Source organism: Bacillus sp. FJAT-27001, assembly GCF_019039175.1.
GTDB classification, from domain to species: domain Bacteria; phylum Bacillota; class Bacilli; order Bacillales; family Bacillaceae; genus Bacillus; species Bacillus velezensis.
Window position 1 is genome coordinate 213837 of the sequence record NZ_JAHOAA010000004.1, and the last position, 26246, is coordinate 240082.

Below are 26246 nucleotides of genomic sequence, written 5' to 3' on the forward strand. Positions count from 1 at the left end.
TATAGGAAATACTTTCAAAAAAAGTGAAAAAGAGAAAAACTGTGAGCTTGGATGAACGACTAAAAAGGAGCGGGGACATTATGAATGACTGTGTCAAAACATTCGGAGAACTTCCGGACGAACTTTATTCCTTTGCGGGAGGAAAAGGAAGCATTCTCTCTAAAATGTATCAAAGCGGGTATCCTGTGCCTGAAGGGTTTGTGATTTTGCCGTCTGCCTTTCAGGACGGACAGCTGCGCCATCAGGCGAGAGAGGCTATTGATCAATATGTGAAATCCATCCGCAGCCGCCATGCATCTGCGTTGTTTGCCGTACGCTCATCCGCGCTGAGCGAGGATTCAGCTCAGGCTTCCTTTGCCGGAGAATTCGATACGGTGTTGAATGTCAAAACAGATCAAGACATGTCCAGGGCGATTGATGAAGTCCGCCGATCGGCACAGTCAGAAAGGGTAAAAGCGTACAGCGCCGTTCAGGGAATGGAAGATGAGCATGAAATCGCAATCGTCATCCAGCTGATGATACCGTCTGAGATATCCGGAGTGCTGTTTACCGCAGATCCAATTACGGGGAGCAGGCGGGAGATGACAGGCAATTACGTCTACGGTCTCGGGGAGCAGCTCGTTTCCGGGGAAGCCGATGCCTATTCTTTTAAACTGGCACGGCCCAAGAAAAAATACGACGGCCCCGGGGAATTTCGCAAATATGCGTCAAAGCTCTATAAACTGGCGAAAAAGCTGGAAAAAGATCTTGGAGGGCCGCAGGATATTGAATGGGCCGCCGCGGGCGGGACATTGTATATTCTTCAATCCCGCCCGATTACGACCTTGCAAGCCGGAAATCTGGAAACCTATGAATGGAATGATTCTTTCAGCGGGGATTTTTTATGGACAAACACAAATATAGGAGAAGCGATTCCCGATGTGATGACGCCGCTGACATGGTCGCTCCTCCGGAATCTGGATGAAGAGTCGGGCATTATTCCGGGTTATTATGTCTGGTCCGGCAATATTTGCGGCAGAGCCTATAACAATATGAGCCAGCCTCTTTCCGTTCTCGCCGCTTTCGGTCTGAATCCGAAAGGCGGTAAAATAGGAAAAATGATGAGCGATACATTGGGAGAAATCCCGGCGGAAATGAAGATTCCTTTATATCCGTTCTCAAAGTATGAACTTTTGAAGATCATCTCGAAAAAACTGAAACCGTATCTGTCGAAAATGAAGCACGCGAAAAAAAACATGTCCTCCTACTTGGACGAATCGCCGGAGTGGTGCCGGAATATTGAGGAAAAGCTGAAACGGGCCGAAACGGAGCGGACATTATTATCGATATGGGACAATGAGATCTATCCGTATTTATGCAACGCGTGGTTTGCGTTAATATCCGGCGGGCGTGATTCTGCGCAATCCTCTTCGTTGTTAACCTCTCAATTAACAAAACTCGCAGGGATAGAAGATGCGAATCTCCTGCTGTCCAATCTGAGGGGAAAAGGCGGCCTGGCCAGCCTGGAGCCGATTATCGGCATTGATCAAGTCATGAAAGGCCGTATGAGCGAGGAAGAATATCTCAGGAACCAAGGCCACCGTGGCCCGCATGAATACGAACTTTCCATACCGCATCCGGGAGAAAACCGGGATTGGCTGACGAAGCAGATCAAAGAACACAAGGAGTCGGGTATTGATGCCGAACAACTGCTTTTGAAACAGCAGCGGGCGCATGAACAGGCCTTCCGAAGATTTGAAGAAAAGTTTCCTCATAAGGTCAAATGGCTCAAAGCCAAAATGGAAAAAGCGTCAGAATACGCGAATATTAGAGAAACAACCAGATCCGAATTTGTCAGGGTGTACCGGACAGCCAGAGCATTCGCGCTCAGAGCGGCGGAAATGACCGGCATGAAGGACGATATTTTCTTCTTGTATCTGCATGAAATAACCGATCTGCTCGCGGGGAAAGAGCCGGCGGTTGCGTCGATTCAAGCGAGAAAGCAAAACTATGAAACCTATAAAAAACTGCCGCCGTTCCCATCCGTTATTAACGGAAGATTCAATCCGTTTAAATGGGCTGAGGATCCTGACAGAAGAGCGGATTATTACGATGCTTTTATGCCGGCGGAAACTGATGATGCGCATACTTTAAAAGGTTTCGCGGGAGCGGCCGGGAGAGTGGAGGGCATTGTCCGTGTCCTTGATGCTCCGGAAGACGGGGATTCTTTTGCGGCGGGGGAAATTTTAGTGACTTCGACAACCAATGTAGGCTGGACCCCGCTTTTTCCAAGAGCGGCTGCTATCATAACGGACGTCGGCGCCCCTTTGTCCCACGCGGCGATCGTTGCCCGGGAACTGGGAATTCCTGCCGTTGTCGGGTGCGGAAATGCAACGTCAAAACTGAAAACGGGGGACAGGGTGGCCGTTGACGGCGGGCAAGGCATTGTCCAGCTGGAACCGCGGCAGACTCCGGTCACTTCTGAAGAGGAAAATGGTAAACTGATAGAATAAAAACATGGGAAAGGAGCCGCGCATGAATAAAGCAGTTATTAACGGGGAGCAAATCAGAAGTATGAGCGACCTGCACCAGACATTGAAAAAGGAACTTGCCCTTCCCGAATACTACGGTGAAAACCTTGACGCTTTATGGGATTGTCTGACCGGCTGGGTGGAATACCCCCTCGTTTTAGAATGGAGACAGTTTGAACAAAGCAAGCAGCTTACAGAAAATGGCGCCGAGAGTGTGCTTCAGGTCTTTCGTGAAGCGAAAGCGGAAGGCTGCGACATCACCATCATACTTTCATAATACGATCAACGGGAGAGAGACAAAAATGGAACAACAAATCCTCAGCTATCCGATTGGAGAGTATCAACCGGCTGAATCGATTTCGGCCGGACAGAAACAAGAATGGATCAATACGCTCGAACACGCTCCGGCCAAACTGAAACAAGCTGTCAGAGCGATGTCGGACAGTCAGCTTGATACGCCGTACCGCGAAGGGGGATGGACTGTCCGCCAAGTGGTTCACCATCTGGCGGACAGCCACATGAACGGCTATACCCGGTTTAAATTGAGCTTAACGGAGAATGAACCGGAAATCCGTCCTTATGATGAAAAAGGCTGGGCCGATCTTCATGATTCCAAAACCGCCGCTTGCGGGGATGCGCTTGAGCTGTTAACGATCCTGCACAGAAGATGGGCCGCTCTTTTGCGCTCCATGACGGAAGCCCAATTCAAACGGACATACTTCCATCCTGTATCTAAAGAGACGATTACGCTGGAACAAGCGCTCGGACTATATGTCTGGCACTCTGAACATCACATCGCCCATATTACTGAGCTTTCCCGGAGGATGGGCTGGCATCTGTCTTAGAGGGTGCCGGCTTTCGGAAAAACGCCAAAACAGCCGCAGATACAATCGTGCATAATGAAATGACGGCGGCTGCCGTATAAAGATGGTGGTAGCCGCTGGCAATGCCCGCTTCAATCGCATCAGAAACCGCTTTTTTGACAGCGGGAACGGGGATTCGGCTCACTTGCTCCTGCAACGAAGAAAGTCCGCCGCCGATATCCGGCGTTTGCGCCTGATCAGCGGGAATGCCGCTTTTCGCTAAACGGTTTTTGATGTCATCTCCGATCCGGTCAAAGCCCGCTGTAATGAAGCCGGCATATAAAGCCGGAGCGAGCGTCAGCCCGACCTGCCTTACGAGTGACAGCGTGCCGAGCGCTGTTCCTTTGTTTTGGCCCGCCGTTTCTGATACAAGCACATTCAGCGGAGCCCCGAGCAGAAATCCGAAACCGATCCCCGCAATGACACTCGCTGTGACAAATTCCCATTTATCCGTCACCCATAACGGAAACAGGCTGAAGCCTGCAAATGCGATGGCGCCTGATACAACCGCGGAAAAGACCGGACCTTTTTTATCCGTGATCGCCCCGCCGAGCCACGCTCCGATGCCTGACGCCAACGCGAGCGGCGTCATCCAATAACCCGCTTTCTCCGCCGATACGTGCAAATATTGCTCCGCATAAGAAGGAATAAAAATGACCGCAGCGAGCAGCCCTCCCGATAAAAATCCGATGACGAGCGTCCATTGAAACACTTTATTTTGCAGCAGCGAGTAGGCGAGAATCGGATCGCCCCCTCGGTTTTCAACCCGCTTTTCGACCTTAAGCAGCACCAGAAAGAGAAGTGCAGCTCCCAAAAGATACCCGTATACCTTTACGTCCATTATGCTTTCTGACAGCTTCGCCCCATCGAGATTCGTGATACCGATCATACAAGATAAGATCGCAAGAGACAGCAGCATTGTGCCGGCGAGGTCAAGCCGTTTCGCCTCAGGCTCTTTCGTTTCAGCGATAAACAAACCGCCGCACACAACCAAAGCGGCGGCAATCGGCAGGTTAATCAAGAACAGCCAATGCCACGACCCGGTTACATCAAGCAAAAAGCTCCCGATATTCGGTCCGAGGACGGCCGCCATACCGTTCATCGCCCCTAAAAGCCCGAGAGCTTTCCCTTGTTTCTCCTTCGGAAGCACGGCCAGCACATGCGAACTCCCGATAATAAAAATTCCGCCGCCGCCAAGCGCCTGAATGAGCCGTGCCGCCAAAAACATCGGGAAGCTCTGACTGAGTGCGACAAGCAAAGAGCCGAGTCCGAACAGCCCGACTTCCATCATAAACAGCTTTTTCCGCCCGTATCGGTCCGACAGCTTGCCGACAATCGGCACACTGACACTGAGTCCCAATGTGTAAAGGGTCACTCCCCACGATCCCCATGAAGGAGAAACATCAAAAGAGCTGTTAATCGTCGTCAGAGCAGCGGAAATAATTCCGTTGTCCAGCGCCGCCATGAACACACCGATCGTAAAGAGAGTGATGGCCCGGCTCTGTTTTTTTTCTGTTTGCAATGGCTCCGGCATACTGATCAATCCTTCCGTTTTTAATTCACTTCGAATATATTATTCACTTCAAGTGAATTAAATGTCAAACAAAAAAAGGCCGCCGATACCGGCAGGCCTTTTTCATCTCTATCCCTGTTTGGAAGAATCAAGCGCTCTTGCCAAAATGGAAAGCCCTTGATTGACCGTTTGTTTTTCTTCAGCGGTCAGTGTTTCCAATGAACGCTTCAATTTTACATGTCCTTTTTGATAAAGGCTGCGGAAAATATCTTTCGCGTTTTCCGTTAATTGAACGACGACTGAACGGCGGTCTTCTTCTGACGGAGCGCGTGTAATGAAACATGATTTTTCTAAACGGTCAAGCAGCCCCGTCGTATTTGAAAGGGAAGCGCCCATTTTCTCCGCTATGTCACTCACCTTAAGCGTCCCGTGGTTGTTCAGAAGCATCAGCACCTTCATTTGCGGCATGCTCATATCAAGCTTCATCCACTCCGACACATCGCCGAGCCCCGCCGATGTCATCACTTTCATGTACAGCACCCAAATATCCCGTTCCTCAGGAGAAAAAATATCGCCGCTTAATACTGTTGTATCATGCAGATTATAATCCATCGTCTCACTTCCTCATTTATACTCCTGCATACCATATTACTGATTTTAATCAGAGAAAGAAAGTTGCAGACGAGTTTTGTTTGAATGTGAGGTGGTAGTGTATAATATGTTGGAGATTATTGGGGGAATTATAATAAATAAGCTATTTTATGATGATTGGAGAGAACATTGCTGACTAAAAAGAATGCCTTATCGATATTAAAAGTATTATTTCCTATTGCAGTTTTGCTTTTAGTCATTTATCAGTCCAAAAAGGAATTGACAGACCTTTCTTTTAAACGAACGCTGTACATTATTAACGGGATTGAGCGTTACGATTTATTTATTCTCGTTCTGCTCGGCCTTCTTGCCGTCAGCGCAATGTCCTTTTATGACTTTGTGCTGAAACGGACGCTTCGCCTCAACATTCCGAATTGGAAAGTATTCAGGGTCTCCTTTATCGCCAATTCCTTTAACAATGTCCTTGGATTCGGCGGTCTGGCGGGTGTCGGGCTGCGGACGATGCTATACAAAGAACATACGAATGACGTAAAACGCCTCGTCGCAGGCATCGCCTGGCTTACGTCCTCAGCGCTGCTCGGGCTGTCCGTCTTCAGTATCCTGACCATCGCCCGGGTTCTGCCGGTTGGAGAGATTACAGGTGAGAAACCGTGGCTGTGGGCTGTTATCGCCGGAGTGGCGCTTATCGTGCCGGCAGCCTTAATCGCCGCTGGGATCAACAATAAAAAAGCTGGCGCAGAAGACGGTGAAGCAAAACCGAGGCATCCGGTTTTTTCTTACATCGGGGCATCGTTTGCCGAATGGTTTGCGGCGGCTGTCGTCATGTATTATTCCTTGTATGTCATGGGAATTCACGCGGATGTCCGCCATGTATTCGGTGTATTTGCCATTGCCGCTATCGGGGGAATCATCAGTCTTGTGCCGGGAGGATTCGGTTCGTTTGACCTTCTGTTTCTGCTCGGCATGCAGAATATGGGCTTTCCGCAGGAGGCGGTTGTGACATCCATCGTCATCTACCGGATTGTGTATTCATTTATTCCGTTTGTGTTCGGGCTGTTCTTTGCGGCTGGCGATTTAACGGAAAATACGCTTAAACGGCTGGAATCAAATCCGAAGATGGCGCCCGCCGTGGAAACGACGAACGTGCTTCTCGTATTCCAGCGCGCTATCTTAATCAGGGTGCTTTACGGTTCGCTGTCGCTTTTGGTTTTCATGGCGGGAGTGGTCGTGCTGGCGTCCGTCGCCCTGCCGATTGACAGGGAGACGGTCATCCCGCATATTCCGCGCCCGGCGCTCCTTGCGTTTAACGCGTTATCGTTAAGCGCGGCTTTGATTCTTTTAATCTTGCCGATTGAATTATACAAACGGACGAAACGTTCTTATTCAATGGCGGTTGCCGCGTTGGTCGGCGGTTTTGTGTTCAGTTTCTTAAAAGGATTGAACATCAGCGCGATCTTTATTCTGCCTGTCGTCATCGTATTGCTTGTGCTGTTAAAGCGGCAGTTTATCAGAGAGCAGGCTTCGTATACGCTCGGCCAGATGATTTTTGCGGCCGCTCTGTTTATTATCGCCTTGTTTAACTACAATCTCATTGCCGGCTTTATTTGGGATAAAATGAATCGGCTGCTGCGCCACGATTATTTCGTCCATAACAATTCGCACATTACATATGCCACGATGACGGCCATTATTGTTGTGCCGCTGTTTTTCCTTTTGTTTACGTTCTTTTATCATAAAAGATCGAAGCCGATCGGAGAAAAGGCCGATCCTGAACGGCTGAAGTCCTTTTTGGCGGAAGAAGGCGGAAACGCACTCAGCCATCTCGGCTTTCTCGGGGATAAGCGGTTTTATTTCTCAAGCGACGGCAAAGCGCTTTTATTGTTCAGCCAGATTTCCAGAAGGCTTGTCGTGCTCGGTGATCCGTCAGGACAGAGAGACTCTTTTCCGCTTGTGATTGAAGAATTTCTGAATGAAGCGCATAAGCAGGGGCTGAGTGTCATGTTTTATCAGATCGAACGTGAAGATCTGGCGCTGTATCATGACTTCGGCTATAACTTCTTCAAGCTCGGAGAAGAAGCGTTCGTGGATATGGAGGCCTTTACGCTCTCAGGTAAGAAAAAAGCGGGGCTGCGGGCGATTAACAACAAATTTGACCGCGAAGGCTACACATTTCATGTCGGGGAACCGCCGTTTTCCTCCGAGTTTATCGCCAAGCTGAAAGACATTTCGGACGAATGGCTCGGACCGAAAAAAGAGAAAGGTTTTTCTCTCGGTTTCTTCGACCGGGATTATTTGGAACAGGCGCCGATTGCTTACGTGAAAGACGCGGAAGGGGAGATCATCGCTTTTGCCAACCTGATGCCGATGTATCAGGAAGGCGAGATATCCGTCGACTTGATGCGTTATCGGAAAAGCGCGCCGAACGGTATTATGGACGCGCTTTTCATCCGTCTGTTTCTCTGGGCGCAGGAAAAAGGCTATACCACCTTCAATATGGGCATGGCGCCTTTGTCAAACGTAGGAACGGCTTTTACATCTTTCTGGTCGGAAAGAATCGCGGCCGTCATCTTCAACAACGTCCGGTATATGTACAGCTTCAGCGGGCTGCGGGCCTTTAAAGAAAAATACAAACCGGAGTGGCGCGGGAAATACTTGGCGTACCGCAAAAACAGATCGCTGTCCGTCACGATGATTCTCGTCACCCGCCTGATCGGAAAAACCAAAAAAAGACGCCGTTAAAAGGCGTCTTTTTTTTCGAAGAATTAACTAAAAATTCTAATTTCACTCTGTTATACTGAATAACATGATCATAAGGTGAAAGGAAGGCTGATGAATGAAACAGGCAACCGTGTTTAAATATGAAGCGTTTTCCAATATTCCTGATTTGGGAAATCCCGCGGGAATCGTCTTTAACGGAGATGATTATTCAGATGAAGAGATGCAGATGATCGCCGAAATGGCAGGGTACAACGAAACCTCATTTCTCTGTAAAAGCGGAGAAGCCGATCTGCGCATCCGCTATTTTACACCCGGCCATGAAATGAATTTATGCGGACATGCTACCGTCGCCTCTCTTTACGCATTAATTGAAAAGGGAAGGCTTCAGGCTGATCAGACATATCAAATTGAAACAAAAGCCGGCATTCTTCCCGCAAAAGCCGCTGAACGAAACGGCCGGGTATACATCACACTCGAACAGGCTCCCCCGCAATTTCTGCCGTTTACGGGCGACAAAGAAAAGCTTGCCGCCTCGCTCGGGATTACGGCTGAGGATTTTCACAGCGGGCTGCCGATTGTTTACGGATCAACGGGGATCTGGACACTGATTGTTCCGCTGAGATCACTTAAAGCATCACGGAATATGGTGCCGGACAACGCACAATTCCCCGCTATTTTGCGCGATCTTCCGAAAGCGAGCGTTCATCCGTTTTCTCTGGAAACCGTTCATCCGGAAAGTGATCTGCACGGACGCCATTTTTCTTCCCCTTTCTCCGGAACGACCGAAGATCCCGTCACGGGAACCGCTTCAGGCGTCATGGCAGCCTATATGCGGCAATACGGAGGCTCCGAAGCCGAATGCCTCACGATTGAACAAGGCCAGGAAATCGGGAAAGACGGAAAAGTGGAAATCAGGATCGCGGAGGAAAACGGAGAGATGAACATCAAGATGACGGGAACGGCCGTGTATGCCGAAACAATCAATTTTCAGCTTCCGTAACGGTTTACAAAAGCCGGTCGTATCCGTTATATTATAAATGATAATCATTTTCATTTGGATAGGAAGGTGAATCGGCATGCCGAAAACCGAACAATTACAGCAAAACGAAAGTCTTGCACATACAATCAGAAACAGAAGATCCATCCGGTCGTTTAAACCGGAAACCGTACCTTCTGAAGTCATATTAGATATGCTTGAAACGGCCGTTTACGCACCGAACCACAGACTGACGGAGCCATGGCGTTTTATCTACGCAGCAAGCGAAGCGGGAAAAGCAAAGCTTGCGGACAGCTACGTCTCATTTTTCAAAAAGATAAAAGATGATTTCAACGAGGAAAAAGAGCGGAACATGAGAAAAAACCTCAGCGCCGTTCCGGGATTTTTGCTGGTCGTCTTAAAAGAAGATGAAAATGAATTTACGAGAAACGATGATTTTGCGGCGCTGAGCGGCATGATTCAAAACCTTCAGCTTCTCGCACATGAAAACGGCATCGGCATGGTCTGGAAAAGCGGCCGCATTATGTATGACAAACAGGTGCACCAAGACTTCGGCCTTGCTGACAATGAGCGCTTTGCCGCCATCATTCAAACGGGCTATCCGGATGAACAGCCTAAGGCGAAAGAACGGACGCCGGCAAAAAGCCTGTTTACCGAACTGTAAAAAAAATCCCCGTCTCTATACAGAGGCGGGGATTTCGTATTAGCGGGTTTTGCTTTTAGCTCTGTTGTCAGCGGCTTTCATCCGCGCCTGCGCTTCACGGTCAGCGGAATCAGCAAGCTCGCTTGAATATTCCTCGTACGTGCCGTCTGTTTCGTGTTTCAAAGCATCCGGAACTTGAGGAAGTTTTTGTTTGTTTTTATCACGGTTTTTGTGAGTATGATTTCTGCCCATATCAATCGCCCCCTGAAAAAAGTGATGTCAAACAAACATAGTATCTGCCCGGTCCCGATCTTTATTCAGTTTATTTCCGTTTGGCTGCTCTTTCCGCTTTTTTGAATTCACCGGAATAAAGGACTTCCTGCATTTTTTTCAGATTGGCTCCCTGCTGATGTTTTTCGCGCTTCTTTTCCATAAAAGAAGACCCTCCTTCAAAACAGAATACCAATAGGATTGGCTTTTATTTCCGTTTTTATGCAGATAAGAGATCCTTTAAAGCCAAATCAAGTTCTTCATACGTAAATTGAAAACCGGATGTCAGCGCCTGCTTAGGCAGGGCGAGCTGGCCTTTTACGATCAGCAGGCTCATTTCTCCCAAGGCCTTCTCCAGAAAAAATTCCGGTACGGGAATCCAATGGGGGCGGTGCAGGACACTTGCGATCGTCTTTCCGAATTGCTTCATTTCTACGGGGTTCGGCGATGTCACATTCATGGGACCGGACAAGTCATCATGCTCCGCCGCAAAAGCAATAAGTTCCGCGGCGTCATCGACATGAACCCATGACAGCCATTGCCGTCCAGAGCCGACGGTGCCTCCGGCTAACAGCTTATAAGGGAGAACCATGAGCGGCAGGGCGCCTTTTTCACCGAGCATCACCCCGAATCTGGCATATACCGTCCGGATGCCGAGCGCTTCAATTTTCTGGCCTTCACGCTCCCATATATGAGCCGTATGACTGAGAAAGTCTTCATTTGACGTATCGGACTGTTCGGTGAACGTTTTCTCTGTACTTGTGCCGTAAATGCCGACGGCGCTGGCCTGAATCAAAGCCCGGGGTTTTTTCGGCTGCTGCTTCATAATCCGTCTGACTTCTCTCGTCGCTTCTACCCGGCTTGAGATGATTTGTTCCTTCGTTGTGTCCGTCCAGCGGTCAAAGATGGATTTGCCGGCGAGGTTCACCCATACATCAATAGGGGGAAGCTCGCGCTCAGGCGCCGCGTTTTCGGCCAGCCATTGAACATATGTCACATTTTTTTGTTCGGTTTCTCTCTGTTTTCTTGATAAAATATAGACATGATGTCCCCGGCGGGTAAACACACCTGTCAGATGCCGGCCCAGAAAACCAGTGCCGCCTGTCATCGCGATATTCATATCCATCTCTCCTTACACGTTGATACATATACTGTACCTCATTTGCCAAAAAGAAAAACGCCTGAACATCGGGGCGGGAAAGGAGACCGGGATGCCGTTTATTACAAAAATATCGACCCAAAAGAAAAATACCGAGCGCTTCAACATCTTTCTTGATGAGAAATATGCATTCAGCGTCGACGCCGACGTGCTTGTGCGTTTTGACCTGAAAAAAGGGAAAGAACTGGACGAGTTTGACATTCTTGAAATCCAGTACGGCGATGACGTGAAAAAAGCCTTTAACCGCGCCGTAGAATTTTTATCATACCGGATGCGCTCTGAAAAAGAAGTCCGGGATCATCTGAAGAAAAAAGAAACACCGGACATGGTCATTTCTGAAGTCATCCATAAACTGTACGATTACAGCTACTTAAATGACAAAGAATTTGCCGAAGCCTATGCGAGCACCCACAAAAAAACAAACGGCAAAGGCCCTGACGTCCTGTTCCGCGAGCTGAAAGCGAAAGGAATAGACGACGATACCATCAAGGAGACGCTCAGTGCGTTTACATTTGATGAGCAGATACAAGAAGCGCTGAAACATATCGGCAAAATCCTGAAAAAAGACAAAAAGCTGTCCACAAAAGAGATCAGACAGCGGGCGCAGATGCAGCTTCAGCGAAAAGGTTTCCCTTTCGACGTCATCAATGCCGCTCTGGAACAGACTGAGTATGAAAATGATGATGAAGCCGAGATGGAAGCTCTGAAGGCTCATGCGGAAAAAGCGATCAGGAAATACCGCTATGACGGCAGTTATGAAAGCGGAATGAAGGTCAAACAGTACTTATTCAGAAAAGGATTCTCGATTGACGATATTGATCAATTCTTGCAGGAAGAGGAGTAAACTGAAATGGACAAACGATACAGTCAAATGACGCCTCATGAACTACAGACAGAAATTGCGGGACTGACGGAAAAAGCGCGAAAAGCGGAACAGATGGGCATTGTAAATGAACTGGCCGTGCTTGAACGGAAAATTACGATGGCCAAAGCTTACATGCTGAACCCGGAAGACTTTCGGCCCGGCGGGGTGTATCAGATAGAAGGTTCTGATGACACTTTCCGCATTGATTACATCAACGGCGTATTCGCCTGGGGACACAGATCTTCCCCGTCTGACGGGGAAGAAGCACTGCCGATTTCCGTTTTAAAAGAAAAAAAATAACAAAAGAGGCCGGTTCCGGCCTCTTTTTCTTTTCGGGCACATTCGTTTCATACTTTCAGTAAAAAATGATTGAATTCATTTTTGATATCTTTTAAGATGGAATTCGTTGTTTTTTAAATAAAAAGGAGGCGATTTGCGTTGAATATCAAAATGAAACAGCCATCTGTGAAATTAATGATTTTTGTGTTAATGATTTGCACATTTTCCATCGGGTATACGGAATATGCTGTCATGGGTATTCTGACGTCGATTGCCGATGACTTTCATATACATGTATCTTCAGCGGGCATGCTTGTTACGGCGTACGCGGCGAGCGTCTGCCTGACGGGCCCGATCGTAACCATTATCGCGGTTAAGCTGCCAAGAAAGCCGGTGTTGCTAGGGTTAATGGGCATCTTCGTCCTTGCCAACCTGATGAGCGTCTTTGCGCCAAACTTCGCCGTGCTGGCGATTTCCAGAATTTTATCCGCATCCATCCACGGAGCTTTTTTTGCGATCGCCATGGTGTTTGCGAGTGAAATGGTGCCGCCTGAAAAACGTTCCGCCGCCGCGGCTTCCATGAACGGCGGATTAACCGTGGCGCTGATGCTCGGTGTCCCGTTCGGCTCTTATTTAGGAGATGCCCTTAACTGGCGGGCCGTCTTTTTCATTATTTCCGTTTTAGGCATGATCGGGCTGATCGGACTGATGCTGGTCGTACCGAACCGGAAACCGAAAGTGATTCCGATGCTGATGAATGAATGGAGTGTCTTTAAGCATAAGCAAGTGATTTTTTCCTTTGCGATCACCATTCTCGGCTACTCAGGCGTATTTATCGCTTACACGTTTATTGAGCCGATTTTAAGAGATTCAGCGGGGTTCGGCACAGTCGGCATCACAGGCGCATTATTTGCCTACGGTCTCGGCGGAGTGGCGGGGAATTTCTTCGCGGGGAAAGTGCCGCTCAAACTGCTGACACGCACGATGATCGGTGTGATGATCGGCTTGATCGGCGTCTTGGCGATTTTCCCTTATATCGCTGTTTTTCCCGCCGCCGCGGTTTCAGCGACATTTTTATTCGGCGCATGTGCGTTCGGCACGCCGCCGCTTTTGCAGACCAAGGTTATTTCTTCCTCAGAAAACGGCACGACAATCGCCGCTGCGGTGAGCGTTTCCGCCTTTAACCTGGCAAACGCGCTCGGCGCCTGGATCGGCGGATTGATTCTCGGGGGAACGGGATCTTACTCATGGCTGTTTGCCGGCGGTGCGCTGATGACGGCTCTCGGCCTTGTGCTTTCCACGTTCGCTCATCTGTCTGAGAAGAAAGATGTCTATGAATACCAAGTGCATAAAGGGTAACAAAAAGCTTGCAGGGGATATTCCGCCTGCAAGCTTTTTTCAGTGCTTCAATGTAATGCTGATCACCGTATGTTTATCACTCTCAGCTAAGGACATATTCCGGGTTTCCGGTACTCCGTCTTTTTCAAAAACGACGGCATAGGTTCCTTTCGCGCCGCTTTTCCATGCAATCTCGCCGTGGTGATCAGTCTTGCCTATTATCTCTCCGCGGTCTATATTCGGCTGATGATCTGACTCCGCCGCTTTCATCACGGTGACCGTCACACCGGCCGCCGGTGAACCGTCTGCATCCTCAACATGGAGCGTAACGGGCAATGCTTTTTTGGCGGCGGAATCATTCGCTTTGCCGCATCCGCATAAAACGGCCGCCGCGAGAAAGAAAACAAAAGCTTTATTGATTTGACCAATATTGAATGTTGTCGAATACACTGTTTGTCACCCTTGTTCCCAGATTGTAAGACGACCCGCCGTTTGTATGAATCGCAATGGCGGTCTGGCCGGTGTCGCTGTAATTGCGGTAAACGGGCGATCCGCTCTGGCAGCCGTACGTATCTGTCGTATAAGTGAGTTTATATGTCTCGGCAGAACGAATCGGCTTGCTGTCCGACCACATGGAACCGGACACTTTGTCGCACGGATATCCTGTCACGGTTGAGGAAAGCCCGGCCGGACTGGAACTGTTGGTCGTCCGGTAGCCGTACCAGCCGACAGTATTCCCGGGCGACCCGTTTACTTTGATTGCCCCGTAGTCGTAGTTTGTGTCACCGTTTTCTGTCCACCCTTTGACACTGTAGAATGTCTTGCCTGAATAAGAGCCGTACGGGTACGATGATCCGTTGCGGCCCGGAGCTGCCGTAATTTTAGATGCCCAGCCGTTTTTCTGGTCATACACGCAATGTCCCGCCGTAACGATCGTGTCGGCATTGACAAAAAAACCGGTGCATCCGTAGGTGCTTGTGCTGCCGCTGTATGTAACGGTCAGCTGTGCTGTCGCTCGATATGGAAATGATGTTGTAGGAGAAATTCTGATTCGTTCGTCTGTCCCAATAATACTGGAAGGCTTTAATGACTTGATGTCAGCTTTGCTGTTTTGTGCAAGCTGTCTTTTGGTGAGGCCCGTTCCTTCATAAGCGGGGGATGTCTGTGTTGTTTGTACAGGCTGATTCTGATTTGCGTCAAACTCCTCACCGCTGTTTGATACAGATGTCTGCGGGCTGCCCGCTGCTTCAGCTGAAACAGCAAATAATGAAACTGACAGTAAGAATGCGGTAAGGCTCAGCAATCGTTGTGAAACTGTCTTCATTTTATAAAACCCCTCCTTTTTTGTCTACCGGTTTTCGTTTTAACATTTAACATATTATGGAATTTATTTAGCGTTATGACCGCAAAAGGATGTTTTTTTCCGCAAAAAAAAGACCGGGTCATTCCCGGTCTCTTACGGTGTGTGTTATCGTCTGCCTGAAGCTCTCATGCGCTCTTGCGGGTGCGAATTAATTGAACCGTCCGCCCGTTTAGAAGCGTAGTCATCCTTTGCCCGCGGTTCGCCTTCAAACTTATTATTGTTCTGATTAGGAAATCCTTTTGCCTTGTTCCGGACCATTTGTTTTCCCCCTCGGCCAATATCAAAAGGTTGCGCCTTCTGGACTGAAGACGTAAAGTTAGTATATGCCTGTGACAAGCTGCGTAAAAGCAGCAGGTTTTCCCAAGGAAAGGAGACAGAGACATGAATACATATATCGACAAACTGACGAATTTGCTGCTTGAGAAAAATGACATGCTCAGCTATTTGCAAGCGCGAACTTGGGTTGAGCTTTTATGGGGAGATTTCGAAGCGACTTACGCAAAAGCCGGCCGCCCGTATCAAGGAGAGCAAATGACGGAACGCGTGGTCAAGGAATGGATCGAATCATACGGCAGCAAGCTCCATATGTTCCAGAGCGTACGGGAAGACGTTTCTCATTATTTGGATCAAAGCAGGGGTCTCCTGCATTAACATAGCAGTTCGCCCGCCGGATACCGTCCGGCGGTTTTTTCTTTTTATAAAAGAAATAGGAAAATCATGTTTGACGGCCCGCGGAATGTGGAAATGTGTAATAACTTATAAAATAGCGGGGAGGAACCACAATGAACATGAAAAAGGGGTTAACCGCATTTATTCCGGCCGCAGGACTTTGCTTATTTTTAGCCGCAGGCACCGTTTTTTTTGATCCGGCAGCGAATGCCGCAGCAGTTCAGCAGACAAAAATAGACACCGCAGCAGATACATATATCGTGAAAGCAGGAGAACTTAACGTCCGCAAAGAACCAAATAAACAAGGGTCGATTATCGGCACGCTTCGTTCAGAGGATTCCGTAAAGGTTAAACGGCTTCAAGGAGCAGATTGGGCTGAGATTGACTACAAAGGGCACAAAGCCTATATCTCCACACATTTTCTGATGAAGCAGCCGGTGAAGGCGGTGACGGCGAAACAAACCGCTTTTTATACGCCGACTTTGGAAACCGGCAAAAAAGGGTCCGTTAAAGCGGGTGAAACCGTCAATGTGCTCGGCTGGGGGTTCAGCCATGACGGAGGGTTTGACCGTAAATGGGCGTACGTCACATACGGCGGGAAAGCAGGTTATGTGAAAACGGCCGACTTAACTCAAAAATAAAGATTCAGGCAGGCGAATGAGCCTGCTTTTTTTCTGAAACCTTCCGCCTTTCCTTTCGTAAAAGATGAAAAGGAGAGTGAGGGATATGATAATGGTGATCGGCGGCCTTCTGATGGCTGCGGCCGGCATTTTAGTCACATTTTTTCCGCCGAAGTCGATCAACAGCCTGTACGGATATCGGACGAAGCGCTCTATGGCGGATGAGTCGCAGTGGAAAGAAGGCAATCGATTCAGTGCGCTTCTCATGATTTTGTTCGGCCTTATATCGGCGGCAGCTGGATTTGCGGGCAGCCTGCTTATCCGGCTGACTCAGCCGTTCGCCCTGATCGTTCAGGCCGTACTGTTGATTGCGATCAGCGTACTGATCATCGTCTTAACAGAAAGAAGATTGAAACAAACGGGGAGGAGAATCGATGAATGACATTACGTTTCACATGATCGAAACAAACGGAGTGACGCTGCACACGGCTTCAGCCGGTCCGAAAGACGGTCCTTTGGCGGTGCTGCTGCACGGGTTTCCGGAATTCTGGTACGGCTGGAAGAGCCAGATCAAACCGCTGGCGGATGCCGGATACCATGTTGTCGTGCCTGATCAGCGCGGCTATAATCTCAGTGACAAACCGGAGGGCATTGAAAACTATACCATTGATACGCTCAGAGACGACATTATCGGGCTGATCACTCATTTTACAGATGACAAAGCCGTCGTCATCGGCCACGATTGGGGAGGAGCCGTGGCCTGGCATTTGGCATCCACGCGGCCGCAATACGTTGAAAAATTGATCACGGTCAATATCCCGCACCCGGCGGTTATGCGGAAGGTCACACCGTTCTACCCGCCGCAGTGGAAGAAAAGCTCTTATATCGCGTTCTTTCAGCTTCCGGAAAAGCCGGAACGGAGATTGTCTGAAGACGATTACCGCGTATTGGATCACGCGATCGGCTTATCTGAACGCCCGGCGCTTTTTTCACGGGAAGATGTCGACAGCTACAAAGAAGCTTGGGGCAGAAAAGGAGCGCTCACGGCGATGCTGAACTGGTACCGGGCGATCAGAGCCGGCGGTTTAGGCCCTGCCGTTCCGCTTAAAATGCCCGTTCCGTACCGATTAATATGGGGCGTCAATGACCGAGCGCTGAGCAAAAAGCTCGCCAAGGAAACAAAACGGATGATTCCAAACGGCGACTTAATCTTCATAGATGATGCCTCACATTGGGTCATTCACGAAAAACCGCGCATTGTCAGCCATTTGATTCATGAATACCTTCAGCAATAAAGTCTGTCCCGCGTACAGACTTTTTCTTTTTTTTCTCATATCTGCCGAAAAACATGACAAAATATAAATCATATGCAGAAAAAATTTTCTTTCCCTGTAACAAAAAAAGGGTTTAAACGTCATTAAAAAAAGGAAAAGCCTTACTGAAGTTTTGCGGACAATTCCTTTAAGGCCGTCCTAAAAAAAGAATAATACAAAGAAGGTGCCTTCATGAAACAAAGGTTAATCTCAATTATTATTCCGTCTTACAATGAAGGGAACAACGTCAAGCTCATCCATGAATCTTTAAAAAAAGAGTTTCAGACGATTCATTATGACTATGAAATTTTCTACATCAATGACGGAAGCGCGGATGACACCCTTCAGCAGATTAAAGAACTGGCCGCCAGAAACCATCGCGTCAAATACATATCTTTTTCCCGCAACTTCGGGAAAGAAGCGGCCATTTTGGCAGGATTTGAACACGTGCAGGGCGAAGCGGTAATCGTGATGGACGCCGATCTGCAGCATCCGACCCATCTGCTGAAAGACTTCATTCAAGGCTATGAAGAAGGGTATGACCAAGTCATCGCGCAACGCAACCGAAAAGGGGACAGCCCCGTGCGTTCCGTGCTTTCTTCCCTGTATTATAAATTTATCAACAAAGCCGTCGAAGTGGACCTGCGTGACGGGGTCGGAGATTTCCGCCTGCTGAGCCGGCAGGCCGTTGATGCCCTTTTGAAGCTGAGTGAAGGGAACCGTTTCTCGAAAGGGCTGTTCTGCTGGATCGGGTTTGACCAGAAAATCGTATTTTATGAAAATGTCGAAAGGAAGAACGGCACGTCCAAATGGTCATTCAGCAATCTGTTCAACTACGGAATGGACGGTGTCGTCTCCTTCAACAACAAGCCCCTTAGGGTATGCTTTTTCACCGGTATTCTGATATTGCTTCTGTCGATGGTTTATATTGTAACGACCTTTGTTCATATTCTGACACACGGCGTGTCCGTACCCGGATACTTCACCATTATTTCCGCCGTGCTGTTTTTAGGGGGCATCCAGCTTTTGAGTCTCGGCATCATCGGAGAATACATCGGCCGGATTTACTATGAAACAAAAAAACGCCCGCACTATTTAATTAAAGAAGCGAATATAACATACGGAGAACAAAATGAAACGAATTATACAAAAAAGCGCAAGTGGAACCATTAAACAGCCGCCGCTGTGCGCAGGGTCTGGGGACGTTGTATGAAAAAAAACAAATGGATCTTGCCGGCAGCCTGTGTGCTGGCTGCGGCAGCCGCTCATATTTTTTTCTTAAAAGAGTGGTCGGCAGGCCGCTATATGACGGGGTCTGGAGACGGGATCGCCCAAATGGCGGTCTTCAAAAAGCTGCTGTTTGATCAATATATGAACGGCAGGCTGTTTTACAGCTATTCGTTCGGACTGGGCGGGGGCGTGTACAGTCAGCTCGGCTATTATTTCTCTACTTCTTTTCTATTCCTGTTTATCTCCGCCGCTGTCCGCTTTTTGCAGCTTATTCAGCTGACGGGTGAGGCTGATGCGCTGTTTTGGGCGCAGGCCTCCGTTTTTATCAGCATTGTCAAGCAGAGTTTTATCATATTCACGGCAGCGTGTGTGTTCCGTTATTTCGTTAAACGGACGGTGCCTGCTTTTGCCGGCGCCGTGTTGTACGGGGTCTCGATTATCTACTTCCGGCATGAGGTATATTGGGACTTTTTCACTGACAGTATGGTGTGGCTGCCGTTGCTTGTGTTGGGCGCGGAAAAAATCATCCGGGAAAAAAAGCCGGCGTGGTTTATCTTCGCCTGTGCGCTGACATTGATCAACAACTTTTATTTTGCGTATATTAATCTGATTTTCATCGGCGTTTATATCTTATTCAGGTGGGTGATCCCCCTTGAAGGCAATGAGGCGGAAAGGCTCACTCAATGCAGGATATTTATTCTGTCGGGCCTTCTCGGGTTCGGCATAAGCGCAGTTTCCTTTATTCCTGTCGTATACGGATACCTTCATAATCTGCGGCCTCCGTATTCAGAGCATATTGCATGGCTTGATTTTTCCGACAACATTTTATTTTCTAGCCGGATAATCATCCTGCCGGCGGCTTTTTTGCTTTTTCTATTTACATTTACTTTATACAAAAACCGCTTGTTCCGGCTGTTTGCGGGAATCAGTCTGCTGTATATTCTGTTTCACTTCAGTCCGTTCGCGGCAAGTGCCTTTAACGGTTTTTCAGCTCCGCAGAACAGGTTTGAATACGTCCTATGCTTCACGATTGCCGGAACTGTTTCAGCCGGGCTTTCTAAGCTTTCAGACATCAGCATGAAGAGTATGCTGATGTCCGCCGTACTCGTCGTTCTGCTCTATTGGAGCCAGGTGAGGCGGTACAGTCTGGATATTTCTGATCACGCCAACCTGCCCGTCATCCTTCTTCTGGTGCTGAGCATAGCCGCTTTCTTTGCAGCAAAGACAAGACTGAAAGGCGCGGTGCCTGCCGTCTATGCCGTCATTTTGCTTACGGCGGTGCTTACGGCTAATACATATGAAAAATATGCTTTATCAGAAGGCGGGAAGATTTATACGGTATCGCATACCTTTATGACGGGTGCTGACTATAAAGGCAAAGAACAATCAGAGCTCATTCAGCGTCTGAAAGAAAAAGACCCTGATCCGTTTGCCCGTTTAGATTGGATGAACGGTGTTTTCAATAACACCCCGATCATATACGGGTTCAACGGATTCAGCGTATACTCAAGCATACTGAACCGCAATCTGCTGTCCTTTTACTGGAACGACCTCCAGATTGACATGGGCAGAGAAAGCGTCAGCCGCTATGCGACATTAGGAAACAGGGCTAATTTATACAGCCTGCTTTACGGAAAATATTATATGACGGAAAAAACAAACGAGGCCGGCGTGCCGTACGGGTTCAAAAAAATCATGGAATCAACCCATTATGCGGTTTATCAAAATCAATATATGCTTCCATTCGTACGGACAGCCGATCGCGTATATAACGAGGGCGGCCTGAAAAAAGCGCCCGCCCTTGCCAGGGAGCGGGCAATGCTTGACGGGATCGTCATGGAATCAAGCACAACCAACACGAAAAAAGCGCCTGAGGCGAAAAATATGATCCGCCATGCAGAGGTAGCGGCCGAACATGGCGATTATCATAACGGCATCCTGACGGTAAACGAAGACGGCGGCGGCCTGATCATTACGCCGCAAGCCGCTAAGATGGACGGCGGCGATTATTACGTCAGCTTTTATTTGAAGAATAAAGCGAAGGACCAGGGCTTTACATTAAAAGTGAACGATTACACGACAACGAGAAAATCGAATCAATCCATTTACAAAACAGGTGTCAACGATCTTACTGTGAGAGTGCCGAAAACAAAAAACATTCAAATCCGTCTGCCGAAAGGATCGTATCAGCTTGACAGACTGGCGCTTTATGAAGAACGATACGATACGCTGAAAAGCGCATACCGAAAAGCGGAAAAAGAACCGCGGGCCGATCTAAGCTGGCGCGGAAATACGCTTCATATCTCGTATGATAACAAAACCCGCGCGCCGTATATCATGCTTCCGATTCCATATGAAAAAGGCTGGGAGCTGAAGATAAACGGCAGAAAAGAGCAGATTGAAAAAGCGGATTATTCCTTTATCGGATTTAAAGCGCAAAAAGGAAAAAACGATATTCAATTAACGTATTACCCGCCGTTTTTTAAACCCGCGGCCGCTCTATCGGTGATCAGCCTCGTGTTTGCGGTTATATATGTGAGAAGACAAAAAAAGCCCGGCTCTTAAACAGAGCCGAGCTTTAATTTTTTCTGCAATTTTTCCTCGCTGAAAATCCAGCCCGTGTAAGAAGAGAGAAGCTCTAAATCATGACTGAGGTGGACGATGGCGACAAAAGGATAGTGGCCTTTGCTCCGGTAGCGCAAATCAATAAAGCGCACCTCATAATGATCTTTAAAGGTATCGACCTCCCACCTGTAAACGGGGGAAAATGAAAGAAAGGCTGCAATATTTTCGTCCTGTTTCGCGGCCTTCATCACATCGGTTTCCGGAACGGGCACGCGGTTGAATGTATCCAATATCACGACATGGCCGTCAAGGCTTCTGCCGACATAAAAGGCATGCGCCGTCGTCACGGCGATACGCCACTGCCTGAATTTCATCGTCGGCGAAATAATGATGGTTTCAATCTCCTCTTCAATCATTTCGCGCAGCCTTCGCTTTATCCTCAGCTGCATCAAAAACCGGACGGTGTAATAACCTGCGAGGATGATATAAAGCATCAGAAATGTCACGCCCGGATGACCTCCGATATACCACACGGCAATCGCGGCCAAATGGCTGACGAAAATAAACGGATCAAAGGTATTGATTAAACCGAGAGCGATCCATTTTCTCGAAAACGGGCGGATGGCCTGCGTGCCGTACGCGTTAAAAATGTCAACAAACACATGCAAAACGACAGCGAGAAGCGTCCACAGCCACAGGTGCAAAAAGTTCGCTTCCGGATAAAACATAAACAAAATACCCGGAATCAGAACGGACCAAAATAAAACGGCGGGAATGGAGTGCGTGAACCCTCTATGATTTCGAATATAAACGGCATTATTTTTCAGCTTCAATATGGTATCAATATCAGGTGCCTGAGAGCCGGCAAGAGCGGCGATCATAACTGCCTGAGACATGGGGGTGTGCATGCCGACGGCAGGATCAAGAGTTGCGATTCCGCCAAGCGCGATACCCATGACAACGTGAGTGCCAGTATCCATTGTTGACCTCCTAGCAGGCGTTAACAATCAGTCGCCCGCATATTTCGCATTATAAGATATTCCCCATTTTCTGTTTGCCCAATCATGGCGTTTATCCGCCGTTCTCATATGTTTCCGCTTTTTCTTTATCACTATTTAATGTAACATATTATCGTAACGTGCCCTAAGTTTACACCAAAATACGGTGTCAAGAAAAGCGGAACCCGAAACATCTGAGGAGAAGATATGAACGCACTTGAAGAAAAAATGAAACAAAAAGATATAGACAAATTTCGCGAGGACTTAATTACATGGTTCGAAAGAGAACAGAGAATTCTGCCGTGGAGAGAAAATCAGGACCCGTATCGGGTGTGGGTGTCAGAGGTGATGCTGCAGCAGACGCGCGTAGATACCGTCATCCCTTATTTCCGGCGGTTTGTTGAGCAATTTCCGACCGTTTCGGCGCTCGCTGAAGCCGATGAGGAAAAAGTGCTCAAAGCCTGGGAAGGGCTAGGTTATTACTCCCGTGTAAGAAATCTGCAAAGTGCCGTAAAAGAAGTGCATGAGCGGTACGGGGGAGTCGTCCCTGCCGAGGAAAAGGAATTTGGCGGACTGAAAGGCGTCGGCCCTTATACAAAAGGCGCCGTGCTCAGCATCGCATACAACAAACCGATCCCCGCCGTAGACGGCAATGTGATGCGTGTCATGTCGAGAATTCTTTCCATATGGGACGATATCGCAAAACCTAAAACCAGAACCATTTTCGAACAGGCGGTATCCGCTTTCATTTCTCATGAAAAACCATCTGAATTCAATCAGGGTTTAATGGAGCTCGGCGCGATCATCTGCACCCCGAAATCGCCGTCCTGCCTGCTTTGCCCCGTACAAAAGCACTGTTCGGCATTTGCGGAAGGGACAGAGCGGGAGCTGCCCGTTAAAAGCAAAAAGAAAAAGCCCGGAATAAAAACAATGGCAGCCGTTGTGCTGACAGACGATCAAGGCGATGTCTATATTCATAAACGGCCGCCAAAAGGCTTGCTCGCCAACTTGTGGGAGTTTCCGAATACCGAAACCCAGAAAGGAATCAAAACCGAAAGAGAGCAGCTTGAAGCCTATTTAGAAAAAGAGATGGGAACAACCGCTGAAATCGGGGAGCTGGAAGGTATCGTAGAACATGTTTTCACCCATCTCGTCTGGAATATTTCGGTCTTTTTCGGTAAAGTAAAACAAGTGTCGGATACAACGGAATTCATACGGGTCACAAAAGAGGAGCTCGAGGAATACGCATTTCCCGTTTCCCATCAAAAGATATGGAAAATGGCGGAAGAAAGCGGCCGCCTGTAAAAAGCGTCAGTCATAGCTGACGCGAGTGCCGTGGCCGTAATCCGCTTCATTCCGTTTCAGTCCGCCGCGGGCTTCGATTTCCTGAATCAGTTCCCGGTATTTGGACTGGCCTTCTTCGTTTAAATACGGCATAATTTGCTGGAAGGCATGATGGAAATAGGCGAGCTCTGAATCTCTCCAATCTTTTTTGGGCATCATGGCCAATTCGCCCATATCACGTCCGACATACATATAAAAGACCCCTTTCAACACATATTGCTTTTATTGTTTGTTGAATGAAAAGAACTATACACAGCAAGGAGCTGAGGAAAAATGGAACAAAATAAATGCGCACTGATCACGGGAAGCAGCCGCGGCGTCGGGAAAGCAGCGGCCATCAGACTCGCGGAAAAAGGATACAACATCGTCATCAATTACGCCCGCAGTAAAAAAGCGGCATTAGAAACCGCCGAAGAAATTGAAAAACTCGGCGTGAAAACGCTCGTCATTAAAGCCAATGTCGGCCAGCCGGCAAAAATCAAAGACATGTTCCGCCAGATTGACGAAACATTCGGCAGACTGGACGTGTTCGTCAATAATGCGGCTTCAGGCGTGCTGAGACCGGTCATGGAACTCGAAGAAACACACTGGGACTGGACGATGAATATCAATGCGAAAGCATTGCTTTTCTGCGCCCAGGAAGCGGCAAAGATGATGGAGAAAAACGGAGGCGGCCACATCGTCAGCATCAGCTCGCTCGGCAGCATCCGCTATCTTGAAAACTATACGACGGTCGGTGTCTCAAAAGCCGCTTTAGAATCGTTAACCCGTTATCTGGCGGTTGAGCTGTCCCCGAAAAATATCATCGTAAACGCGGTGTCAGGCGGAGCGATAGATACGGACGCGCTGAAGCATTTCCCTAACAGAGATGAACTGCTGGAAGATGCCCGCCAAAATACGCCGGCCGGCAGAATGGTCGAGATTAAAGATATGATCGACACGGTGGAGTTTTTAGTTTCTTCAAAAGCGGATATGATCCGCGGCCAGACCATCATTATTGACGGCGGACGCTCTCTGCTCGTATAAGTTTTAAAAAAGATGAATAGCCCTATCGTCTCCTGCGCATTCTAAAGTGCGTGGAGGTGATAACAATGGCAAACTCAAAATTCAGCAAAACAGACGTTCAGCAGGTGAAAAGACAAAACCAGCAATCAGCTTCCGGTCAGGGTCAATTCGGCACTGAATTCGGCAGTGAAACTGATGCGCAGCAGGTTAGAAAGCAAAACCAATCTGCTGAACAAAACAAACAGCAAAACAGCTAATCACTGAAACGAAAAAGCACTTCATCTTCGGATGGAAGTGCTTTTTTCTGTTGCCGAAACGACAAAACTTGTGATTCCTCTACAGAATGAGTCAAAGGGTTTTCCGGCGGAAAATCGAAATGGTAAGGAGTATCAACCTAAAAGCCTAAGGAGGAACCCGATGTCAGAGTTTGAAAAGCTTGTAAGTGAACAGATGAAAATCATGGATCAGCTTCTCGAGCTGCAGTCAGAACTTGACCGCTGCCGGCAGGTGGAAGCGGAACTCATCAGTCTGGAAAGAGATGCAAAGCTGGACAATGTACAGGACGAAATTGCGACAAAGCGAAAAGACCTGGCCGGCATACAGGAGTTATTCCAAAGGCAGACAGAGCAAGTCATCCAGTCTTATCGCAGCACGGAAAAGCCGTCTTCCTATGTGCAGAAATGAATGTGCCATTCCGGAAGCGGAGTGGTTCTTTTATTTTCATTTTTTAATTCGTAACGTTATAATAGTGAAAAGACTTGTCGGAAAGCAATTGCGGCTGCATTGACTGCAGGGCTTTACAGAAAGTAGGGGAGAAATATGGGATATCCCAAGGAAGGAGAAACCATTCAAATTCACAGCTATAAGCATAACGGGCTGCTTCATCGAATTTGGAATGAAACGACGATTTTAAAAAGTACGGAATTGTGTATCATCGGAGCCAACGACCGGACAATGGTGACGGAATCCGACGGACGGACGTGGGTGACGAGAGAACCGGCGATCTGCTACTTTCATGCCCGTCAGTGGTTTAACGTCATCGGAATGCTGAGAGATGACGGGGTACACTATTATTGCAACATCAGCTCGCCGTTCGCTTATGACGGAGAGGCCATCAAATATATTGATTACGATTTGGATGTCAAGGTGTTTCCGGATATGACGTATAACATTCTTGACGAGGATGAATACGATGACCACCGCAAATCAATGAATTACCCTAAAGAGATCGACAGCATTCTGAAGGAGTATCTGAATACGCTGCTGCACTGGATTCATCAGCGGAAAGGACCGTTTGCTCCGGAATTTGTTGATATGTGGTATGAACGGTATCTGCGCTATACAAAATAAAGAATACAATAAAAAACCTGTT

At 48.2% G+C, this 26246-nt stretch carries 29 protein-coding genes and 1 pseudogene; 20 read left to right on the plus strand and 10 right to left on the minus strand.

Translation table 11 applies throughout. The annotated features are described in order from the left end of the window. Window positions 1-80: 80 nt before the first annotated feature. Genes BGM27_RS15195 through bstA form a run of 3 tightly spaced genes read left to right on the plus strand, consistent with a single transcriptional unit; the run spans window position 81 to window position 3355 of the window. Entirely contained in the window at window positions 81-2492 is a 2412-nt protein-coding gene (locus BGM27_RS15195; protein WP_007408542.1) for a PEP/pyruvate-binding domain-containing protein, read from the plus strand. Between the two features lie 22 nt (window positions 2493-2514). Next, the gene (locus BGM27_RS15200; RefSeq protein ID WP_007408543.1) at window positions 2515-2787 is read left to right on the plus strand and encodes a ribonuclease inhibitor Barstar; all 273 of its coding nucleotides are present in this window, start codon (window positions 2515-2517) and stop codon (window positions 2785-2787) included. A gap of 25 nt (window positions 2788-2812) precedes the next feature. Further along, a complete protein-coding gene (gene bstA / locus BGM27_RS15205) occupies window positions 2813-3355 on the plus strand; it encodes a bacillithiol transferase BstA (RefSeq protein WP_007408544.1) in 543 nt (180 codons plus the stop codon). Here bstA and BGM27_RS15210 read toward each other — a convergent pair. Together BGM27_RS15210 and BGM27_RS15215 are read right to left on the minus strand one after the other, a co-directional pair. Beyond that, window positions 3315-4907 (minus strand): MFS transporter, encoded by a 1593-nt coding sequence (locus BGM27_RS15210; RefSeq protein ID WP_007408545.1) that lies wholly within the window; start codon window positions 4905-4907, stop codon window positions 3315-3317. The two genes, bstA and BGM27_RS15210, sit on opposite strands and share 41 nt — an antisense overlap. A gap of 108 nt (window positions 4908-5015) precedes the next feature. Next, window positions 5016-5498, minus strand: coding sequence for a MarR family transcriptional regulator (locus BGM27_RS15215; protein ID WP_007408546.1), 483 nt, complete (start codon window positions 5496-5498; stop codon window positions 5016-5018). Between the two features lie 168 nt (window positions 5499-5666). Between BGM27_RS15215 and mprF the strand changes: the two genes are divergently transcribed. The 3 genes from mprF (at window position 5667) to BGM27_RS15230 (ending at window position 9877) form a co-directional block, all read left to right on the plus strand. Then, window positions 5667-8237, plus strand: coding sequence for a bifunctional lysylphosphatidylglycerol flippase/synthetase MprF (gene mprF, locus BGM27_RS15220; protein ID WP_007408547.1), 2571 nt, complete (start codon window positions 5667-5669; stop codon window positions 8235-8237). A 94-nt stretch (window positions 8238-8331) separates the two neighbouring features. Further along, on the plus strand, window positions 8332-9216 hold the full coding sequence (locus BGM27_RS15225; protein ID WP_007408548.1) for a PhzF family phenazine biosynthesis isomerase: 885 nt from the start codon (window positions 8332-8334) through the stop codon (window positions 9214-9216). A gap of 76 nt (window positions 9217-9292) precedes the next feature. Continuing rightward, window positions 9293-9877 (plus strand): nitroreductase family protein, encoded by a 585-nt coding sequence (locus tag BGM27_RS15230; protein WP_007408549.1) that lies wholly within the window; start codon window positions 9293-9295, stop codon window positions 9875-9877. A 39-nt stretch (window positions 9878-9916) separates the two neighbouring features. Here the strand turns inward: BGM27_RS15230 and BGM27_RS15235 are convergent, their stop codons facing one another. From BGM27_RS15235 to BGM27_RS15245, 3 genes are all read right to left on the minus strand, one after another. Further along, window positions 9917-10108, minus strand: a complete 192-nt coding sequence (locus tag BGM27_RS15235; protein ID WP_007408550.1) for a YfhD family protein — start codon at window positions 10106-10108, stop codon at window positions 9917-9919. A gap of 70 nt (window positions 10109-10178) precedes the next feature. Beyond that, window positions 10179-10289 (minus strand): YfhE family protein, encoded by a 111-nt coding sequence (locus tag BGM27_RS15240; protein WP_003155504.1) that lies wholly within the window; start codon window positions 10287-10289, stop codon window positions 10179-10181. 57 nt (window positions 10290-10346) lie between these two features. Continuing rightward, complete coding sequence (locus BGM27_RS15245; RefSeq protein ID WP_007408551.1) at window positions 10347-11246, minus strand: TIGR01777 family oxidoreductase; 900 nt, start codon at window positions 11244-11246, stop codon at window positions 10347-10349. Between the two features lie 91 nt (window positions 11247-11337). Between BGM27_RS15245 and recX the strand changes: the two genes are divergently transcribed. From recX to BGM27_RS15260, 3 genes are all read left to right on the plus strand, one after another. Next, window positions 11338-12129 carry a recombination regulator RecX gene (gene recX / locus BGM27_RS15250; RefSeq protein WP_007408552.1) on the plus strand — a complete coding sequence of 264 codons (792 nt, stop codon included), beginning with the start codon at window positions 11338-11340 and terminating at the stop codon, window positions 12127-12129. A 6-nt stretch (window positions 12130-12135) separates the two neighbouring features. Next, window positions 12136-12450, plus strand: coding sequence for a YfhH family protein (locus BGM27_RS15255; protein ID WP_007408553.1), 315 nt, complete (start codon window positions 12136-12138; stop codon window positions 12448-12450). 144 nt (window positions 12451-12594) lie between these two features. Then, a complete protein-coding gene (locus BGM27_RS15260; protein ID WP_025284446.1) occupies window positions 12595-13788 on the plus strand; it encodes an MFS transporter in 1194 nt (397 codons plus the stop codon). A 39-nt stretch (window positions 13789-13827) separates the two neighbouring features. Here BGM27_RS15260 and BGM27_RS15265 read toward each other — a convergent pair whose 3' ends face one another. The 3 genes from BGM27_RS15265 to BGM27_RS15275 all read right to left on the minus strand — a co-directional run bounded on the left by BGM27_RS15265 (window position 13828) and on the right by BGM27_RS15275 (window position 15388). After that, on the minus strand, window positions 13828-14217 hold the full coding sequence (locus tag BGM27_RS15265; RefSeq protein ID WP_007408555.1) for a DUF2606 family protein: 390 nt from the start codon (window positions 14215-14217) through the stop codon (window positions 13828-13830). Continuing rightward, window positions 14180-15091: a trypsin-like serine peptidase gene (locus tag BGM27_RS15270; RefSeq protein WP_007408556.1), complete on the minus strand. Its 912-nt coding sequence runs from the start codon at window positions 15089-15091 to the stop codon at window positions 14180-14182. The genes BGM27_RS15265 and BGM27_RS15270 overlap by 38 nt, the downstream gene beginning before the upstream one ends. Window positions 15092-15235: 144 nt before the next feature. Continuing rightward, window positions 15236-15388 carry a small, acid-soluble spore protein K gene (locus BGM27_RS15275; RefSeq protein ID WP_003155495.1) on the minus strand — a complete coding sequence of 51 codons (153 nt, stop codon included), beginning with the start codon at window positions 15386-15388 and terminating at the stop codon, window positions 15236-15238. 123 nt (window positions 15389-15511) lie between these two features. Here BGM27_RS15275 and BGM27_RS15280 point away from each other — a divergent pair, with 123 nt between their 5' ends. The 6 genes from BGM27_RS15280 (at window position 15512) to BGM27_RS15305 (ending at window position 21527) form a co-directional block, all read left to right on the plus strand. Then, entirely contained in the window at window positions 15512-15781 is a 270-nt protein-coding gene (locus BGM27_RS15280; RefSeq protein ID WP_003155492.1) for a YfhJ family protein, read from the plus strand. Window positions 15782-15912: 131 nt separating this feature from the next. Then, entirely contained in the window at window positions 15913-16440 is a 528-nt protein-coding gene (locus BGM27_RS15285) for an SH3 domain-containing protein (protein WP_007408557.1), read from the plus strand. A gap of 85 nt (window positions 16441-16525) precedes the next feature. Beyond that, window positions 16526-16861, plus strand: a complete 336-nt coding sequence (locus BGM27_RS15290) for an SdpI family protein (RefSeq protein WP_007408558.1) — start codon at window positions 16526-16528, stop codon at window positions 16859-16861. Next, window positions 16854-17714 (plus strand): alpha/beta fold hydrolase, encoded by an 861-nt coding sequence (locus BGM27_RS15295; protein WP_007408559.1) that lies wholly within the window; start codon window positions 16854-16856, stop codon window positions 17712-17714. Before BGM27_RS15290 ends, BGM27_RS15295 begins: the two co-directional genes overlap by 8 nt. Before the next feature lie 210 nt (window positions 17715-17924). After that, window positions 17925-18905 carry a glycosyltransferase family 2 protein gene (locus BGM27_RS15300; RefSeq protein ID WP_003155484.1) on the plus strand — a complete coding sequence of 327 codons (981 nt, stop codon included), beginning with the start codon at window positions 17925-17927 and terminating at the stop codon, window positions 18903-18905. A gap of 36 nt (window positions 18906-18941) precedes the next feature. Continuing rightward, on the plus strand, window positions 18942-21527 hold the full coding sequence (locus BGM27_RS15305) for a YfhO family protein (RefSeq protein ID WP_007408560.1): 2586 nt from the start codon (window positions 18942-18944) through the stop codon (window positions 21525-21527). Here BGM27_RS15305 and BGM27_RS15310 read toward each other — a convergent pair. Beyond that, on the minus strand, window positions 21524-22507 hold the full coding sequence (locus BGM27_RS15310) for a metal-dependent hydrolase (RefSeq protein WP_007408561.1): 984 nt from the start codon (window positions 22505-22507) through the stop codon (window positions 21524-21526). The two genes, BGM27_RS15305 and BGM27_RS15310, sit on opposite strands and share 4 nt — an antisense overlap. A gap of 225 nt (window positions 22508-22732) precedes the next feature. Between BGM27_RS15310 and mutY the strand changes: the two genes are divergently transcribed. Further along, the gene (mutY, locus tag BGM27_RS15315) at window positions 22733-23830 is read left to right on the plus strand and encodes an A/G-specific adenine glycosylase (RefSeq protein ID WP_007408562.1); all 1098 of its coding nucleotides are present in this window, start codon (window positions 22733-22735) and stop codon (window positions 23828-23830) included. Window positions 23831-23836: 6 nt separating this feature from the next. Here mutY and BGM27_RS15320 read toward each other — a convergent pair whose 3' ends face one another. Continuing rightward, entirely contained in the window at window positions 23837-24061 is a 225-nt protein-coding gene (locus tag BGM27_RS15320; protein ID WP_007408563.1) for a hypothetical protein, read from the minus strand. A gap of 81 nt (window positions 24062-24142) precedes the next feature. On the opposite strand from BGM27_RS15320, the gene fabL reads away from it, so the two are divergent. The 4 genes and pseudogenes from fabL (at window position 24143) to ntdP (ending at window position 26224) form a co-directional block, all read left to right on the plus strand. Beyond that, window positions 24143-24895, plus strand: a complete 753-nt coding sequence (gene fabL, locus BGM27_RS15325; RefSeq protein ID WP_003155478.1) for an enoyl-[acyl-carrier-protein] reductase FabL — start codon at window positions 24143-24145, stop codon at window positions 24893-24895. Window positions 24896-24978: 83 nt separating this feature from the next. Further along, window positions 24979-25131: pseudogene (locus tag BGM27_RS15330) on the plus strand (gamma-type small acid-soluble spore protein); the annotation flags it as partial. A gap of 160 nt (window positions 25132-25291) precedes the next feature. Continuing rightward, complete coding sequence (locus tag BGM27_RS15335; protein WP_003155476.1) at window positions 25292-25558, plus strand: YgaB family protein; 267 nt, start codon at window positions 25292-25294, stop codon at window positions 25556-25558. Between the two features lie 135 nt (window positions 25559-25693). Continuing rightward, a complete protein-coding gene (gene ntdP, locus BGM27_RS15340; RefSeq protein ID WP_003155475.1) occupies window positions 25694-26224 on the plus strand; it encodes a nucleoside tri-diphosphate phosphatase in 531 nt (176 codons plus the stop codon). The last annotated feature ends 22 nt before the right edge of the window (window positions 26225-26246 follow it).